Annotated in this window: 14 protein-coding genes; 13 read left to right on the plus strand and 1 reads right to left on the minus strand. The window is 70.6% G+C overall.

Annotation, left to right across the window (positions count from 1 at the left end; translation table 11 throughout):
* The first annotated feature begins 67 nt into the window (after positions 1 to 67).
* The 13 genes from F9C12_RS01115 to F9C12_RS01175 all read left to right on the plus strand — a co-directional run bounded on the left by F9C12_RS01115 (position 68) and on the right by F9C12_RS01175 (position 14,877).
* A complete protein-coding gene (locus F9C12_RS01115) occupies positions 68 to 1,441 on the plus strand; it encodes an acyclic terpene utilization AtuA family protein (protein ID WP_409464389.1) in 1,374 nt (457 codons plus the stop codon).
* Positions 1,438 to 1,773, plus strand: a complete 336-nt coding sequence (locus tag F9C12_RS01120) for a hypothetical protein (protein ID WP_409464390.1) — start codon at positions 1,438 to 1,440, stop codon at positions 1,771 to 1,773. Before F9C12_RS01115 ends, F9C12_RS01120 begins: the two co-directional genes overlap by 4 nt.
* Positions 1,770 to 2,618 carry a phosphate acyltransferase gene (locus F9C12_RS01125; protein WP_409464391.1) on the plus strand — a complete coding sequence of 283 codons (849 nt, stop codon included), beginning with the start codon at positions 1,770 to 1,772 and terminating at the stop codon, positions 2,616 to 2,618. Before F9C12_RS01120 ends, F9C12_RS01125 begins: the two co-directional genes overlap by 4 nt.
* A complete protein-coding gene (locus tag F9C12_RS01130; protein ID WP_409464392.1) occupies positions 2,615 to 4,213 on the plus strand; it encodes an acyl-CoA carboxylase subunit beta in 1,599 nt (532 codons plus the stop codon). Before F9C12_RS01125 ends, F9C12_RS01130 begins: the two co-directional genes overlap by 4 nt.
* Before the next feature lie 11 nt (positions 4,214 to 4,224).
* Entirely contained in the window at positions 4,225 to 6,204 is a 1,980-nt protein-coding gene (locus tag F9C12_RS01135) for a biotin carboxylase N-terminal domain-containing protein (protein WP_409464393.1), read from the plus strand.
* A complete protein-coding gene (locus tag F9C12_RS01140) occupies positions 6,197 to 6,961 on the plus strand; it encodes an enoyl-CoA hydratase/isomerase family protein (protein ID WP_409464394.1) in 765 nt (254 codons plus the stop codon). Before F9C12_RS01135 ends, F9C12_RS01140 begins: the two co-directional genes overlap by 8 nt.
* Positions 6,958 to 7,743 carry a TIGR03084 family metal-binding protein gene (locus F9C12_RS01145; protein WP_409464395.1) on the plus strand — a complete coding sequence of 262 codons (786 nt, stop codon included), beginning with the start codon at positions 6,958 to 6,960 and terminating at the stop codon, positions 7,741 to 7,743. The genes F9C12_RS01140 and F9C12_RS01145 overlap by 4 nt, the downstream gene beginning before the upstream one ends.
* 274 nt (positions 7,744 to 8,017) lie before the next feature.
* Positions 8,018 to 8,608: a TetR/AcrR family transcriptional regulator gene (locus F9C12_RS01150; protein WP_409464396.1), complete on the plus strand. Its 591-nt coding sequence runs from the start codon at positions 8,018 to 8,020 to the stop codon at positions 8,606 to 8,608.
* Between the two features lie 103 nt (positions 8,609 to 8,711).
* The gene (locus F9C12_RS01155; RefSeq protein ID WP_409464397.1) at positions 8,712 to 10,379 is read left to right on the plus strand and encodes an AMP-binding protein; all 1,668 of its coding nucleotides are present in this window, start codon (positions 8,712 to 8,714) and stop codon (positions 10,377 to 10,379) included.
* Positions 10,379 to 11,530, plus strand: coding sequence for an acyl-CoA dehydrogenase family protein (locus F9C12_RS01160; protein WP_409464398.1), 1,152 nt, complete (start codon positions 10,379 to 10,381; stop codon positions 11,528 to 11,530). The genes F9C12_RS01155 and F9C12_RS01160 overlap by 1 nt, the downstream gene beginning before the upstream one ends.
* Before the next feature lie 199 nt (positions 11,531 to 11,729).
* On the plus strand, positions 11,730 to 13,052 hold the full coding sequence (locus F9C12_RS01165) for a flavin monoamine oxidase family protein (RefSeq protein ID WP_409464399.1): 1,323 nt from the start codon (positions 11,730 to 11,732) through the stop codon (positions 13,050 to 13,052).
* A complete protein-coding gene (locus F9C12_RS01170; RefSeq protein WP_409464400.1) occupies positions 13,049 to 14,320 on the plus strand; it encodes a flavin monoamine oxidase family protein in 1,272 nt (423 codons plus the stop codon). Before F9C12_RS01165 ends, F9C12_RS01170 begins: the two co-directional genes overlap by 4 nt.
* A gap of 116 nt (positions 14,321 to 14,436) precedes the next feature.
* Positions 14,437 to 14,877: a VOC family protein gene (locus F9C12_RS01175; RefSeq protein ID WP_409464401.1), complete on the plus strand. Its 441-nt coding sequence runs from the start codon at positions 14,437 to 14,439 to the stop codon at positions 14,875 to 14,877.
* Between the two features lie 7 nt (positions 14,878 to 14,884).
* Here the strand turns inward: F9C12_RS01175 and F9C12_RS01180 are convergent, their stop codons facing one another.
* Positions 14,885 to 15,502 (minus strand): TetR family transcriptional regulator, encoded by a 618-nt coding sequence (locus tag F9C12_RS01180; protein WP_409467165.1) that lies wholly within the window; start codon positions 15,500 to 15,502, stop codon positions 14,885 to 14,887.
* Between the last annotated feature and the right edge of the window lie 25 nt (positions 15,503 to 15,527).

Below are 15,527 nucleotides of genomic sequence, written 5' to 3' on the forward strand. Positions count from 1 at the left end.
GGGCTCGTCTTGACAGGCGCGAGCGGGATGCCCATAGTGAATAGTAATTCACTAGCGAGGAGGGGTCATGACCGGCAGAACCGTCTCGATCGGCAACGGCCAGGGCTTCTGGGGCGATTCGGTGCGCGGGCCGCTGCAGCTGGTGCGCGGCGGCGGCATCGGCTATCTGACGATGGACTTCCTGGCCGAGGTCACGATGAGCATCATGCAGAAGCTGCGGGCGCGGAACCCGGAGGCCGGGTACGCGACGGACTTCGTCGCGCAGCTCGAGCGGATCCTTCCGGACTGCGCGGAGCACGGCATCAAGATCGTCGCGAACGCGGGCGGGGTGAACCCGGCGGCGTGCGCGGCCGCGGTCGAGGTGGTCGCGCGGCGGCTCGGCGTCCCGGTCCGGGTCGCCACGGTCGGCGGCGACGACATCCTCGCCAGGCTGCCCGCGCTGATCGAGGACGGGCACGCACTGGCGAACCTCACGACCGGCACTCCGCTGGCCGGCGAGCTGGCGCGCGTGCAGAGCGCGAACGTCTACCTGGGCGCGTTCCCGATCGCCGAGGCGCTGGCCGACGGCGCGGACATCGTCGTCACCGGCCGTGTGACCGACCCGTCGCTCGTGCTCGCCCCGCTCATCCACGAGTTCGGCTGGACCGCGGGCGACTACGACCGGCTCGCGGCCGGCACCGTCGCCGGGCACCTGCTCGAGTGCGGCACGCAGAGCACCGGCGGCAACTACGACCGCTGGGAATCCGTGCCCGACCTGGCCGGCATCGGCTACCCGATCGCGGAGGTCGGCGAATCCGGCGAATTCGTCCTGACCAAGAAACCGGGCACCGGGGGACTGGTGGACGTCGGCACCGTCACCGCACAGCTGCTGTACGAACTCGGCGACCCCGCCCGGTACCTCACGCCGGACGTCGTCGCGGACTTCACCTCGATCCAGCTGACCCAGGACGGCCCGGACCGCGTCCGTGTGCATGGCGTGCGCGGCAGCGCGCCCACGGACACCTATAAGGTTTCCGTCAGCACGCTCGACGGCTGGCGCACCACCGCGCAGCTGACCGTCGGCGGCCCGGACGCGGCGGCGAAAGCGCGCTGCACCGCTGATCTTCTGCTGGCGAGGCTCGCCGAGGACGGCGTGCGGTTTCCCGAGGGAGACTGCCGGGTGGAGGTCGTCGGCACCAACGTGCTGTACGAGGGAATGCTGCCGGAGCCAGCCGCACCGCCGTCGGAAGTCGTGCTGCGGGTGTCGGTCCGGTCGCAGGACAAGGCGGCCGTCGACCGGCTCGGCGCGGAACTGGCTTCCTTGCTCACGTCCGGCCCGCCCGGGCTGACCGGTTTCGCCGGCGGGCGGCCCAAGGCCAGCGCGATCGTCGGGTTCTGGCCCGCGTTGCTCGAGAAATCCGCAGTGCGCCCGGCGGTGCGAGTCAGCGAGGTGGCGGCATGACCAGGACGACGCAGTTGCGCGAGTTCGCTTCGGCGCGCTCCGGAGACAAAGGCGCGGACGCGAACATCGGCGTCTGGACCGAAACCGACGCGGCGTATGAGTTCCTCCGGGAGAACCTGACCGCCGAACGCGTCGCCGCGCATTTCCACGCGCTGTGCCGCGGCGAGGTCGTGCGCTACGAACTGCCGAACCTGCGGGCGCTGAACTTCATCCTCCACGACGCGCTCGACGGCGGCGGAGCGGCTTCGCTGCGCACGGACGCGCAAGGCAAAACCCTTTCGCTCGGCCTGCTGCAAATGGAATTCGACGCTCCTGCGGACCTCGCGCGATGACTGTCCGAATCGGACTCGCCGACGCGAGCGACGAGCGGGTGATCGAAGCGGCGGCCCGGCTGGCGGAGCAGGGCGGCATCACGCCGGTGCTGATCGGCGCCGCGCCCGGCACCGCGCCCTCGGGGACTGAGGAGCTGACCCCGCCGCCTGGTGAGTCCACAGTGGACTACCTGGCCCGGGTGCTGGAACCGGCCGGGCTCGCGGCGGGCATCAGCGGCAGTCTCACCACCAGCGCGGCGGTGCTGCGGGCGGGCATCCGGCAGCTGCGGACGGCGGACCTCGTATGCGGCTGCTTCGCGATCCGCCACCACGGCACATGGGCGACCTACGCCGATTGCGTGGTCGTGCCCGACCCGGACGCGGAGCAGCTGGCGCGGATCGCCGCCGCGGCGGCCGATCACCACCGGGCGCTGTTCGGGACCGAGCCGCGGGTGGCGCTGCTGTCGTTCTCCACCGGCGGCAGCGCGGTCCACCCGCGCGCGGACAAGGTCCGGGAGGCGACCCGGCTGCTGCGCGCGGCGCGCCCGGACCTGGCCGCCGACGGGGAAATCCAGTTCGACGTCGCGGTGGACGCGGGCGTCGCGGCGCGCAAGGCGCCCGGCTCGGTGCTGGCGGGCGGGGCCAACGTGCTGGTCTTCCCGTCGCTGGAGGCGGGCAACATCGCGTACAAGGTCGCCGAACGGGTCGGCGGCGCCCGGGCGCTCGGGTCGTTCGTCCTCGGCCTGCGCCGGCCCTGGGCGGACCTGTCGCGCGGCTGCAGTGCCGGCGACATCGCCGAAACCGCCGCGCTGCTCGCCGGAGCGGCGGCGCGGACCCGGTGCGGGAAAGGAATCCAGGCCGGATGAAGACACTCACGAGTACGTTCGACTTCTCCTCGGCGACCGCGGCCGCCAACCGCGAGGGCAACCTCGAGCGGCTGGCCGAACTGCGCCGCCAGCTCGGCCGCGCGGTCGACGGCGGCGGCGAGAAATACGTGGCACGGCACCGGAAACGCGGCCGGCTCCTGGTGCGGGAACGGATCGAGCTGCTGCTCGACCGGGACGCGCCGTTCCTGGAGCTGGGCGGCGTCGCGGCCTGGGGCACCGAGTACCCGGTCGGCGCGAGCGTCGTCACCGGCATCGGCGTGGTCAGCGGGGTCGAATGCATGATCGTCGGGCACGATCCGACCGTGCGCGGCGGCGCGTCGAACCCCTACACCTGGAAGAAAGTGCTGCGGGCCATGCAGATCGCCCGCGAGAACCGGCTCCCGGTGATCAACCTGGTCGAGTCCGGCGGCGGCGACCTGGAACGCCAGGCCGAGCTGTTCGTCCCGGCCGGGCGGCTGTTCCACGAGCTGACCGCGCTGTCGGCGGCCGGGGTCCCGACCATCGCGCTGGTCTTCGGCAACTCGACCGCGGGCGGCGCGTACGTGCCGGGCATGTGCGATTACGCGGTGATGGTGCAAAACCAGGCGAAGGTGTTCCTCGGCGGCCCGCCGCTGGTGAAGATGGCCACCGGCGAGGACGCCGACGACGAAAGCCTCGGCGGCGCGGACATGCACGCCCGCACGTCCGGGCTGGCCGACTACCTCGCCCGGGACGAGCACGAATGCCTGTCGCTCGGCCGGGAGATCGTGGAGCACCTGAACTGGCGCAAGCTCGGCCCCGGCCCGACCGAACCGGCCGACGAACCGCTGTACCCGGCCGAAGACCTGCTGTCGATCGCGTCGGTCGACCTGAAGGTCCCGTTCGACCCGCGCGAGGTGGTCGCGCGGATCGTGGACGGTTCCCGGTTCGAGGAGTACAAACCGCTCTACGGCACGGCTCTGGTCACCGGCTGGGCCTCGATCCACGGCTTCCCGGTCGGCGTCCTCGCGAACGCGCGCGGCGTGCTCTTCAACGAGGAGGCCAAGAAGGGCAGCGAGTTCATCCTGCTGTGCAACCAGACCGACACCCCGCTGGTCTTCCTGCAGAACACCACCGGGTTCATGGTCGGCACGCAGTACGAGCAGAACGGCATGATCAAGGACGGCTCGAAGATGATCAACGCCGTCACCAACAGCCGGGTGCCGCACCTGACGGTCAACCTGGCCGCCTCCTACGGCGCGGGCAACTACGGCATGTCCGGCCGCTCCTACGATCCGCGGCTGCTGTTCACCTGGCCGAACTCGAAGACCGCGATCATGGGCCCGGAACAGCTGGCCGGGGTGATGTCGATCGTCGCGCGGCAAGCCGCCGCGGCGGCCGGGCGGCCGTTCGACGAGGAGGCCGACGCGCGCCGCCGCGCCGAACTGGCGGAACGCATCGAGGCCGAATCGCTCGCGCTGTACATGAGCGGCCAGTGCTACGACGACGGCGTGATCGACCCCCGCGACACGCGGGACACGCTCGGCATCGCCCTGTCGATGTGCCACAACAACGAGATCGAGGGGACCCGCGGGTTCGGGGTCTTCCGGATGTAGGCGAGGGACACATGATCACCAAGGTGCTGGTCGCCAACCGCGGCGAGATCGCCCGCCGGGTCTTCCGGACGTGCCGCGAACTCGGTATCGCCACGGTCGCGGTCTATGCCGATCCGGACGCCGACGCGCCGTTCGTGCACGAGGCTGACGAAGCGGTCCCGCTCGGCGGGGCGACGCCGGCCGAGTCGTACCTGCGTGCCGACCGGGTGCTGGCCGCGGCGGAACGCGTCGGTGCGGACGCGATCCATCCCGGCTACGGTTTCCTTTCGGAGAACGCGGGATTCGCGCGGGCGTGCGAGGCCGCGGGCGTCACGTTCGTCGGCCCTCCCGCCGAAGCGATCGCCGCGATGGGCAGCAAGCTGACCGCGCGGGAGATGATGGAACGCGCCGGGGTGCCGGTGCTGCCCGGGCGCGACCTGACCGGCGTCGCCGACGACAAGGTGCTCGGCATCGCCGCCGACATCGGCTGGCCGGTGCTGGTCAAGGCGTCGTTCGGCGGCGGCGGGCGCGGGATGCGGGAGGTGCGCGAACCGGGCGAGCTGCTCGAGGCGATCGCGTCGGCCCGCCGCGAGGCCGGAGCGGCGTTCGGCGACGACACGGTGTTCCTCGAGCACTACGTGGACAATCCGCGGCACATCGAGATCCAGATCTTCGGCGACCGGCACGGCACCGTGGTGCACCTGAACGAGCGGGAGTGCTCGATCCAGCGGCGGCACCAGAAGATCGTCGAGGAAGCCCCGTCGCCGGTGGTGGACGAGCAGCTGCGGGCCCGGATGGGCGCGGCCGCGGTGGACGCCGGGCGCGCGCTCGGCTACGTCGGGGCGGGCACGGTGGAGTTCATCGTCGCGCCGGACGGCGGGTTCTTCTTCCTGGAGGTCAACACGCGGCTGCAGGTGGAGCACCCGGTCACCGAGCTGGTCACCGGCCTCGACCTGGTGCGGCTCCAGCTGGAGGTCGCCGCCGGGGCGCCGCTGCCGCCGGAGGCGCACGAGCCGCGGATCCGAGGGCACGCGATCGAAGCCCGGCTCTACGCCGAGGACCCGGCGCGCGATTTCCTGCCCGCGGCAGGTCTGCTGGAGCGCTTCGAGATCCCGGAAACGGAGGGACTGCGGGTCGACGGCGGCGTCGAGTCGGGTTCGGTGGTGTCCACCAACTACGACCCGATGCTGGCGAAGGTCGTCGGCTACGGGCGGACGCGGGAAGAAGCGACCGCGCGGCTCGTCCGGGCGCTCCGGCGAGCCCGGGTGCACGGCGTCACCACCAACCGGGCGCTGCTGGTCGGCATCCTCGAACACCCGGAGTTCGCCGCCGCGCGGATCGACACGCATTTCCTCGACCGGCGCCGGCCCTCGACGCTGATCGAGGTCGACGACGCCGAGGTGGTGCGCGCCGCGGCGCTCGCGACCGCGCTGGCCGAGCAAGCGCACGAGCGGGTGTCGGCGCGGGTCCTGCCGCACGTGACGTCGGGTTTCCGGTCCTCGCCCGCGCAGCTGCAGACGCGGTCGTACCGGCATCTGGACCGCGAACTGGCTGTCGGCTACCGGCTCGGCCGCGACGTCCGGTTCGAAGTGGACGGCGAGCCGCACGATGTCGTCGTGCACGCCTGCACACCGCGGCGCGCGGATCTCGTCGTGGACGGCGTCCGCCGGGCGTTCTCGCTCGACCGGGCCGGCGCGACCGTCTACGCGGGCTGGCCGGGCGGGACGGTCGAACTGGCGGTGCTGCCCCGGTTCCCGGACGCTGCCGACCACCTGCTGGAGGGTTCGCTGGTCGCGCCGATGCCGGGCACGGTGACCCGGGTGGCGGTCGCGCCCGGCGAGCCGGTGCGGGCCGGGCAGCAGCTGATCGTGCTGGAGGCGATGAAGATGGAGCACGCCGTCACCGCGCCCGCCGACGCCGTCGTGGGCAGTGTCCCGGTCGCTGAAGGGTCCACTGTGGACACCGGGACGGTGCTGATCGTGCTCGAGGAAACCGGAGGCGAGGATGGCTGACCAGGTCCGCTACGCGGTGGAAGACGGCGCCGCGTGGATCACCATCAACCGGCCCGAGGCGCGCAACGCGCTCAACGCGGCGGTTCGGCGCGGCCTGAAAGCGCGCTTCGAGGAGGCGGACGCTGATCCAGCGGTCTCGGTGATCGTGCTGACCGGGGCCGGGGACCGGGCGTTCTGTGCGGGCGGCGATCTGAAGGAGATGGCGAGTACGAAGCTCACTGTGCCGCCGCCGGACTTCGTGCCGCAACCCGGCCGCACGCTGAAGCTCGCCAAGCCGGTCGTCGCCGCGGTGAACGGCGGGGCGTACGGCGGCGGCTTCCTGCTCGCGCAGTCCGCGGACTTGGTCATCGCGGCGGAAGAGGCGAAGTTCGCGGTGTCGGAGGCGAAAGTGGGCCGTGGCTCGCCGTGGGCCGCGCCGCTGCCGTGGCTGGTCCCGCCGCGCGTCGCGATGGAGATCCTGGTGACCGGCGAACCGGTCAGCGCCCGGCGCGCTTACGAGATCGGACTGGTGAACCGCGTGGTGCCGGGCGCGGAACTGCTTGACGCGACACGGGAGCTGGTCGCACGCATCGCCGCCAACGCACCGCTTTCGGTCCGGGCGGCGAAGGAAATGGTGTACGCGGTCGCCGAGCATGGCCGGTCGGATGCCTTCGAGGTGGCTGAGCGGATCTGGGAACCGGTTTATCTGAGCGAGGACGCGCAGGAGGGTCCGCGCGCGTTCGCCGAGAAGCGGGCGCCGCGGTGGCGGGCGCGATGATCGACGGATTGCTGACGGACTTGGCGGCGGAGCACGACGCGCTCGCCGCGTTGCTGGCCGGACGCCCGGACCGCGACTGGTCCGCGCCGACGCCCGCGCCTGGCTGGACTGTTCGCGACCAGATCGCGCACCTGGCGCATTTCGACGGAGTCACCGCGCTGTGCGTCGGGGAGCCCGAGAAATTCGTCGCGCTGCGGGATTCCCTAAAAGATCTGCAGTCCTATGTAGACGGGATTGGAGCGGCGCACGCGGATCGCCCCGGTGCGCAGATGCTGGCCTGGTGGAACGACGAACACCGCCGTTTGCGCGCGGCGGCCGAGGCGGCGGATCCCGCGGTCCGGGTGCCGTGGTTCGGGCCGTCGATGAGCCTGGCGTCGAAGCTGACGGCGCGGATCATGGAGACCTGGGCGCACGGGCAGGACGTCGCGGACACTTTCGGCGTGCGCCGCGAGGCGACCGCGCGGCTGCGACACGTGGCGCGGATCGGAGTGCTGGCCTTCCCGAACAGCTACCGGGTGCGGGGTCGGCCAGTGCCCGACGCCGAGACGCACGTGGCCCTGACCGCCCCGGACGGCAGCCACTGGACCTGGGGCGACCCGGCTTCCCCGAACGCGGTGACCGGACCGGCCGAGGACTTCTGCCTGGTAGTGACCCAGCGGCGGCATGTGGCGGACACGGCGCTGCGCACGCGCGGTGATACGGCCGGGGAGTGGATGCGGGTGGCCCAGGCGTTCGCCGGCCCGCCTGGGGTTGGGCGGCGGGCGGGGCAGTTCCGCGGCTGAGCTGGGGCCGGGACTTCGCCACTCCGCCCAGGGGAGGGCGCGGCCGGGGCGGTTCGCGGTCCCGATGCCACCGCCGCCTAAGTACCCGCTCCACGCCTGCGTGCCGGTTTCTTGAACGGCTTCCAGCGCCGCGCCGGTCTCCCGCATGCGCCCGTCCTCCCGTCGCATTCCCGCCAACCCTGAGTGACTCGCCGTTCACCCAGAGGGGTCCGCCTCGGCGTGCTCGCCGCGAGGCCGATATCGTGGCGGAAGCGACAGGCTGGAGGTGGTGGGTGTGGCACGTTCGGCCACCCGGACGCGGGATCCCGACCGGAGAGCGAAAATTCTCGTCGCGGCGGGCGATCTGATCAGCCGCAACGGCTACCACGCGGTGTCGATGGCCGAAATCGGCCGCGACGCGGGCATTGTCGGCTCCGGGATCTACCGGCACTTCGACAGCAAGGCGGCGATCCTCGTCGCGCTCTTCGACGACATCATCGACCGGCTCATCGCCGACCAGGACGTCGCGCTCGCCGAGCACGCCGGGCCGCGCGAGACGTTGCGGCGGCTTGTGCGCGGGCAGGCCGAGTTCGTGGTGCGCCAGCGCGCGCTGGCCCGGGTCTACCACAACGAGATCGGCAGCCTGCCCGCCGAGGACCAGGTCCGGCTGCGCCGCAAGCAGCGGCTGTACCTGGAGGAGTGGGTGCACCTGACCCGCGAGGCGCATCCGGACCTCGACGACGCGGTGGCGCGCACGCTCGTCCACGCCGCGGTCGGCGCCGTCCAGTCGAATCTGTTCCACAACGTCGGCCTCGAAGCCGACCGGCTGCTCGACTGCCTCGCCCGCGCCGCCGAGCTCGTGCTGGAGATCGCCGCGGACCAGTGACCCCCCGCCGCCGAGCCCCTTGCTTAGTGAATGATGATTCTCTAAGGTGAGGGGCATCCGAGCACGCGGCGTGCTCACCGCGGAGTTCCAAAGGGGGAGCTTCATGGCCTTCGATGTCACCAGCCTCTACAACCGCCGCGCGGACGACCGCTGGAACCGCATCTGCGTGTCCGATCTGGTCGAACGCCTCACCTGGAGCGTCCCGGACGCGACCGCGATCGCGGGCTGGCCCGGCGCGTTCGGCAATCCCCGCTTCGCCCGGCTGACCTTCGCCGAGCTCGACGCGCTCACCAGCCAAGTCGCGAACGCCCTGCTCGCCCGGGGTCTGCACCGGGGCGACCGGGTGGCGATGGTGTGCGAAAACTCCGTCGAGGGCTACGCCTTCAAACTGGGCGTCGCGAAAGCGGGCATGGTCGCGGCACCGATCAACCCGGCCATGGCGCCGGACGTGGTGCGCTACCTGATCGACCGGGTCCAGCCGCGAATGTGCGTGGTGGACGCCGACATCTGGACCGCCGCGCCGGAGCAGTGGCGCGGCGCCGGGGTTTCTCCGGACGTGGCGATGGAAATCGGCCGACCCGCCCCGGAAGGCAGCGAGTCGTTCTCGCACTTCGTCTCCGGCGTCTCCGAAACCGCGCCGGACACCACGATCCACGGCGACGACATCTACGAAATCCTTTTCACCTCCGGCACGACGGCGATGCCGAAGGGCGTGATGTGCTCGCACGCGGCGTCCACGCTCGCCGCGCACGGCTTCGCGCTCACTCTCACCCGCGGGGTCCCGTTCGAGGGCGCGGTGAAGGTCGCCAGCTTCCTGCCGATGATGTATCACGTCGGCCATCAGATATTTCTCCTCGCGGCGTTCGCGGCAGGCGGCTCGGCCGTCATCGGACGGCGGCCGGACCCGGTCGCGACCGCCGACTGCATCGAGCGCGAGCGGAGCACCGCGCTGTGGGGCGGTTCGCCGGCGATGCTCGGTGCGCTGCGGCAGGAACTCGACGCGCACCCGCGCGACGTGTCGTCCCTGCGGATCGCCGTCTACGGCTGGGCCGCGCTCCCGCCCGCGGTGCTCGCGGGTCTTCGCGAGCACTGTCCACAGTTGACAGTCACGGAAATATTCGGGCAAACGGAATCCATTGCCTGCCACCGGTTCTGGCCCGACCAGCACCCGGACCTGTACGCGCGGACCGCGCCGCAGGACAACTACGTCGGAGCGCCCAGTCCGCTGCTGGCGTCGCAGATTGTGGATCCGGAGGGCGTTTCCCTGGAGGGACAGGAAGGCGTGCCCGGCGAAGCCGTCTACCGTTCGCCTGTCACCACCGCGGGCTACTACCTCGACGAAGCGGCTACGCGCGAAGCGTTCCGCGACGGCTGGTTTCACTCCGGCGACAGTTGCTCGTACGGCGAAAGCGGCCAGCGCGTGATGGTCGACCGGTACAAGGACATCGTGAAATCCGGCGGCGAGAACGTCTCGACGATTCGTGTGGAGTCGGCACTGCACCTGCATCCCGCCGTCGCGAAGGCGGCGGTGATCGGGGTTCCGGACGAACGCTGGGGCGAGCGAGTGGCGGCGTTCGTCGTGCTGGCCGAGGACGCGGCGGTCACCGAGGAGGAGCTGATCGCTTTCGCGCGGGAACGCCTGGCCGGCTTCGAAACCCCGAAAACGGTGCGGTTCGTGGACGCGCTGCCGGAAACGGTCGGCGGGAAAGTCATGAAGTACAAGTTGCGCCGGCAATATGCGCCGGCCACGGAAGCCTCGGGACGGCACTGATGGATTTCGACGAATCGCCCGAGCACGCCGACCTGCGGGCCGCGGTCGGCAAGATCTGCGCGGGGTTCGGCGACGGGTATTTCCGGCGCGTGCTGGACGAGGACGGGCGCACCGACGAGCTGTGGCACGCCCTCGGCGAAGCGGGCTTCGTCGGCGTGAACCTGCCCGAGGAGCACGGCGGGGGAGGCGCGGGCATCACCGAACTCGCGATCGTGGTCGAGGAGACCGCCGCGGCCGGGATGCCGTTGCTGCTTTTGCTCGTGTCCGCCGCGATTTCCGGCGAGGTGCTGAAGGAATTCGGCACGCCCGCGCAACAGCGCCGATGGCTGCCCGCGATGGCTTCCGGTGCGGAGAAAATGGTCTTCGCGATCACCGAACCGGACGCCGGATCGAACAGCCACCAGTTGCGCACCACCGCGCGCCGCGACGGCGACGGGTGGGTGCTGTCGGGCACGAAGTACTACATCTCCGGAGTGGACGAGGCCGCGAACCTGCTCGTCGTCGCTCGCACCGGTGCCAGCGACTCCGGACAGGGCGAAATGACGCTGTTCGTCGTGCCCACGGACGCCGACGGTCTGCACCGCAGCCGGATCCCGGTCGAAATGCGCGCGCCGGAGAAGCAGTACACGCTCAGTTTCGACGACGTCCGGGTAGACGACGACCGCCGGATCGGCGAGGTCGGCGACGGACTGCGCATCGTTTTCCGCGGCCTCAACCCGGAACGCATCGGCGGTGCCGCGATCGAAACCGGCATCGCGCGGTACGCACTGGCGAAAGCCGCGCGCTACGCGAACGAGCGCTCGGTCTGGGGCACGCCGATCGGCGCGCACCAGGGAGTGGCCCATCCGCTCGCGGAGGCGGCGGTAGACGTCGAACTCGCACGCTTGATGACCGCGAAAGCCGCGTGGCTGCACGACGCGGGCCGCCCGGCGGGCGAGGCAGCGAACATGGCGAAATACAGCGCCGCCGATGCCGCACTGAAAGCCCTCGACGCTGCCATCCAAACCCACGGCGGCAACGGCATGGCGACCGAATACGGTCTCGCGCACCTGTGGGGAATGGCGCGCCTGCTCAAGATCGCACCGGTCAGCCGGGAGATGATTCTGAACTACGTCGCGAGCCACACACTCGGCTTGCCGCGGTCGTATTGACCGCTCAAGCGGCGGAGAGTACGAACCTTCACCTGTCGAGCACAGCCGGTCGCGGCCAATGCTCGCGCGAGTCGCCGAACACGGATCCCCCACCCGGGCATCATGCCGCGTCCGCCGGCCGCGGATGAGCGGACGGCACGGTCAAATGAGGACACGTGGATCGGGCCGACGCGAGCACGACGGTGGAGGTAAGCACACAGTGCGGTTCTTGGAGGATGCGCCAGCAGTTGTCATCGGTGCGGGACTGGCCGGCTTGACCGCGGCGTGGAAGCTGCGTCGCGAAGGGCGTGAGGTCGTCGTACTCGAAGCTTCCGACCGGATCGGCGGTCGCGCCATCCAGTCGGCCGTGGAGTGGGGCGGAGGACAGTATGCCGACTTGGGCGGGGAACTCATCGACGACAGCTACCACGCGGTGCGTGCACTGTGCGCCGAGGTCGGAGTGGAACTCCTTGCGCCGCAACGGTACGGAGCCCCGCAGGACGGCGACGAGTCGCTCATGGAGGCTTATCTCCGGGTGAACCGGTTCGTCGTCGGCGACCGGGTCCTGAGCCAGGACGCGCGCGACGAGATCGGCGCGGAGCTTCGGGCCGCCGCGATCGCGCATCCGCCCGCTTCCGGCGAAATCGTCGAGCAGTGGATCCGGCGGTCCCGGCTTTCCGGGCGCGCGGCCGCGGTCACGCGATCGCTGGCGCGGCTGTTCGCACAGCTTGATCCGTGGGACTGCGACGTGCATTTCCTCTTTTCCGCTCAGCGAGGGACCTTCCAGCGGTGCCGCGGCGGGACGGAGTCGTTGCTGCGGGTGCTCGCGGAGGGGCTGGACGTCCGGCTCGGCGACCCCGTCGTCCGGGTGCGGCGCACTCGCAATGCGACCGTGACCACGGCTTCCGGCAAAGAATTCACCGCGAGTTCCGTTCTCTGCGCGGTGGGGCCGTATGCCGTCTCGACGATCGGTTTCGACCCTCCGTTGTCGGACGACCGGGTCATGACCGCCACGTCGTTGCTGCCGGCGATGGCAGGCAAGGTGATCGCCCAGTATGCGCAAGGCGATGCGGTGCGCGAGGCGTTCAAGGCGTTGGTCTGCACCGACGGGGCGATCAATACGGCTTGGGTGAGCGTGCCGGGCGAACCGGGGACGCCGGCGATCGTCACCGCCTTCATCGCCGGCGCGGAACGCGGTCTCCTGGCCGATCCGCCCGCGGCGTATTCCAGGCTCGACGAACTGGTGGAACTTGTGGTCGGACAGCCGGTCACGCGCCTGCGAGGCGATGTCAAGAACTGGTGGGCCGATCCGCTCCACTTAGGAGTGACGGTGGCACCGCCGGAAAGCGCTCGCGCCGCGGTCGCCGGGATTCTCGGCGGCGAAGAGCCCCCGGTCCACTTCGCGGGCGACTACACGGACGCGCCGATGTGCGGAACGCTCGAAGGCGCGGCCAGGTCCGGGCTCCGGGCCGCCGGGGAAATCCTGCGCACCGCGGAAATCTTCCATACCAGCTACGTGACGGAAAGGCTCTCGCACTCATGACCACGGTAGTCGTCGGAGCAGGTTTGGCTGGGCTTTTCGCGGGCCGGCGGCTCACCGCTGCCGGGGAGGACGTGGTGGTGCTCGAGGCCACCCCGCACCTGGGCGGGCGGACCCGGGGCGACCGGGAGGCGCTCCGCTTCGGCGCGGTAGCCGACCTCGGAGCGTCCTTTTTGGACCGAGGGCAGGATTTCCTGCTGCGCTTCTGCCTCGAGCACGGCATCAAGCTCTCGGCCGAGCTCGCGCTGTATCCGAAGGGACCCGGCGAGCGCTACAGCGGCGCTTCCATCTTGCTCGGCAATCTGGTGGAAGACGGTCAGCGGGTGAGCGAGGAGGAGCGCGAACGGCTGGCCAAGGAGGTCGGCGAGGCGCTCGAGGCAACGCCGCCCGGCACGGCCGAGACGGTAGCGGCGTGGGGGCGCCGGGCCGGGCTGTCCCCGGCCGCTTTCGCCCGCTACACCATGCAGACGGGGTTCAACCCGGTCCAGCGCCCGGCCGTGACGTCGTCCTGGCACGTCCATCCCGGCGACATCGGCCGGCTTTGCTGGCTCCTCGACGGCAGCACGGACGTGATCGCGCGGCAGGCGTCGAAGGGCCTCGACATCCGCTACGAGCAGCCGGTGCGGCTGATCTCGCGGAGCGGCAGCTCCTACCGGGTCGCGACCGAGCACGACGAGTTCGTCGCGGACGAGGTCGTCATCACCGCGTCGGTGCACGCGATCAGGAGGATCGGCTTCGACCCGGTCCTGCCGGACTGGAAGACCGCGGCGCTCCTGCGGTCGCCGATGACCCAAGGCGGGAAGATCGTCGGCCAGTACCGCGACGGCCGGCGCATCTGGGACGCGGCGGGGCCGTCGGTGCTGACCGACAGCGGCGCGGCGATGTTCTGGCTCCGGCGCACCGCGGAAGACACGGTCACGGTGCTGGGCACGATGCCCGACACCGGCGACGGGCTGCTGGACGACCAGGACCGGGCGCTGGCGGTGCTGGACGACCAGATCCGGGCGATGACCGGATTCGAGCCCGTGCGGATCGGCGGCGTCGTCCAGAACTGGACGCGGGAAGAGTTCTTCGGCGGCGTGGTCAGCTCGCAGAGCGGGGGAGCCACGAGACGACAGGTCATCGCGGCTCCCGTCGGAGGGCTGCACTTCGCGGGCGAGGCGATCGGCTCCCGATGGGCGACCGCGATGGAAGGCGCGGCGCGCTCCGGCGAGCGCGCCGCCGACGAGATTCTGCTGAAACACCGTGCCCGGCAAGGGCAATTGGCCTGATCTCGGAACGGAGAGACCGAGGGACCCGGCACGAGACGGCCAGCGCGCGGCTGGTGCGTCTCGTGCCGGGTCCCGTCCCCTGCTGTGATCCGCAATGACGACGAGGAGGTCGTTCCATGAACCCCGCCGACCAGGACACGTGCCCGTTCGGCCGTCTCCACCACATCGGCATTGTCGTGGAGCCGAGCCGCTATGCCGACACGATCGCCAATCTGTGCGCCCTGCTCGGCGGGGCGGTGACCGAGAGCGGGGAGGACGAACCGCTCGACATGAGGTGGGCATTCATCGCGTCAGCGGGCAATCCGCCGATCGAAGTCGCGGCCCCGCGCGGGAACCGGCCGACCAGCCTGGTGCGCTATCTGGAGCGGCGGGGCGGCGGCCTGCATCATGTGTCGTTCGAGACTTTCGACCTCGGTGCTGCGGCTCAGCACATCGACGCGGTGGGGCTTCCGCCGGTCGGTCGCGATGACGACCACGGTGGTTATGCGGAGGTCTTCGTGCATCCGAAGTCGTTGGGTGGCGCGCTTTTTCATGTACTGGAGGACCGCCGCGGCTGACCGCGGTTCAGCCGCGCGCCATGCGCAGGGCCAGGCGTGCGTAGCATTCACCGATCTCGGCCACGGACAAATGTCCCTCGGTGCGGTACCAGGTGAAGACGTACTCGCACATTGTCGAGATCGCCATTGCCGTCACAGTGACTTCATGCGTGGTGAAGACGCGCTCGCTGCATCCCTGGTCGAGGATGTCGCGCAGGAGGTCGAGGTAGGGCCGGCTGGACGCACGCAGTTCCTTGCGCATCTCCGGGGTCAACGAGGACGCCAGGGTCGCATAGCCGAAATTGCAGTCCAATTCCGCGAGTTGGATGAGCACGTAGGTCCGTGCGTAGTTCGCCAGGCGCTCTTCGGCGGTGCCTTCGCGAACCGCCTGTGCGAGTGCGTCGTACGCTTCTCGGTAGAGCGTCTGCAGTGCCTGGGCGAGCAGATCTATTTTCGACGGGAAATGCCAGTAGATATTGGCCGGGGTCATCCGGGCCGCGGACGCGATCCGGGAAACCGAGGTGCCCGCGTACCCGTATTTCTGGAAGTAGCGGATGGCGGAGGCGAGAATCCGTTCTCGTGCTCCGGCCGGGTCATCGGCGGCGACGGCCGCCGATCGCCTCCGTCCGGTTTTGGCGGTGTCCATGGTCACCGGCTGGTCTCGCTCGGGC

The organism is Amycolatopsis sp. GA6-003, assembly GCF_046267895.1.
Classification (GTDB): domain Bacteria; phylum Actinomycetota; class Actinomycetes; order Mycobacteriales; family Pseudonocardiaceae; genus Amycolatopsis.

Coding starts and splice junctions, on each gene's coding strand:
- F9C12_RS01115 (WP_409464389.1), top strand. CDS start 68: ATGACCGGCAGAACCGTCTCGATCGGCAACGGCCAGGGCTTCTGGGGC.
- F9C12_RS01120 (WP_409464390.1), top strand. CDS start 1,438: ATGACCAGGACGACGCAGTTGCGCGAGTTCGCTTCGGCGCGCTCCGGA.
- F9C12_RS01125 (WP_409464391.1), top strand. CDS start 1,770: ATGACTGTCCGAATCGGACTCGCCGACGCGAGCGACGAGCGGGTGATC.
- F9C12_RS01130 (WP_409464392.1), top strand. CDS start 2,615: ATGAAGACACTCACGAGTACGTTCGACTTCTCCTCGGCGACCGCGGCC.
- F9C12_RS01135 (WP_409464393.1), top strand. CDS start 4,225: ATGATCACCAAGGTGCTGGTCGCCAACCGCGGCGAGATCGCCCGCCGG.
- F9C12_RS01140 (WP_409464394.1), top strand. CDS start 6,197: ATGGCTGACCAGGTCCGCTACGCGGTGGAAGACGGCGCCGCGTGGATC.
- F9C12_RS01145 (WP_409464395.1), top strand. CDS start 6,958: ATGATCGACGGATTGCTGACGGACTTGGCGGCGGAGCACGACGCGCTC.
- F9C12_RS01155 (WP_409464397.1), top strand. CDS start 8,712: ATGGCCTTCGATGTCACCAGCCTCTACAACCGCCGCGCGGACGACCGC.
- F9C12_RS01160 (WP_409464398.1), top strand. CDS start 10,379: ATGGATTTCGACGAATCGCCCGAGCACGCCGACCTGCGGGCCGCGGTC.
- F9C12_RS01170 (WP_409464400.1), top strand. CDS start 13,049: ATGACCACGGTAGTCGTCGGAGCAGGTTTGGCTGGGCTTTTCGCGGGC.
- F9C12_RS01175 (WP_409464401.1), top strand. CDS start 14,437: ATGAACCCCGCCGACCAGGACACGTGCCCGTTCGGCCGTCTCCACCAC.
- F9C12_RS01180 (WP_409467165.1), bottom strand. CDS start 15,502: ATGGACACCGCCAAAACCGGACGGAGGCGATCGGCGGCCGTCGCCGCC.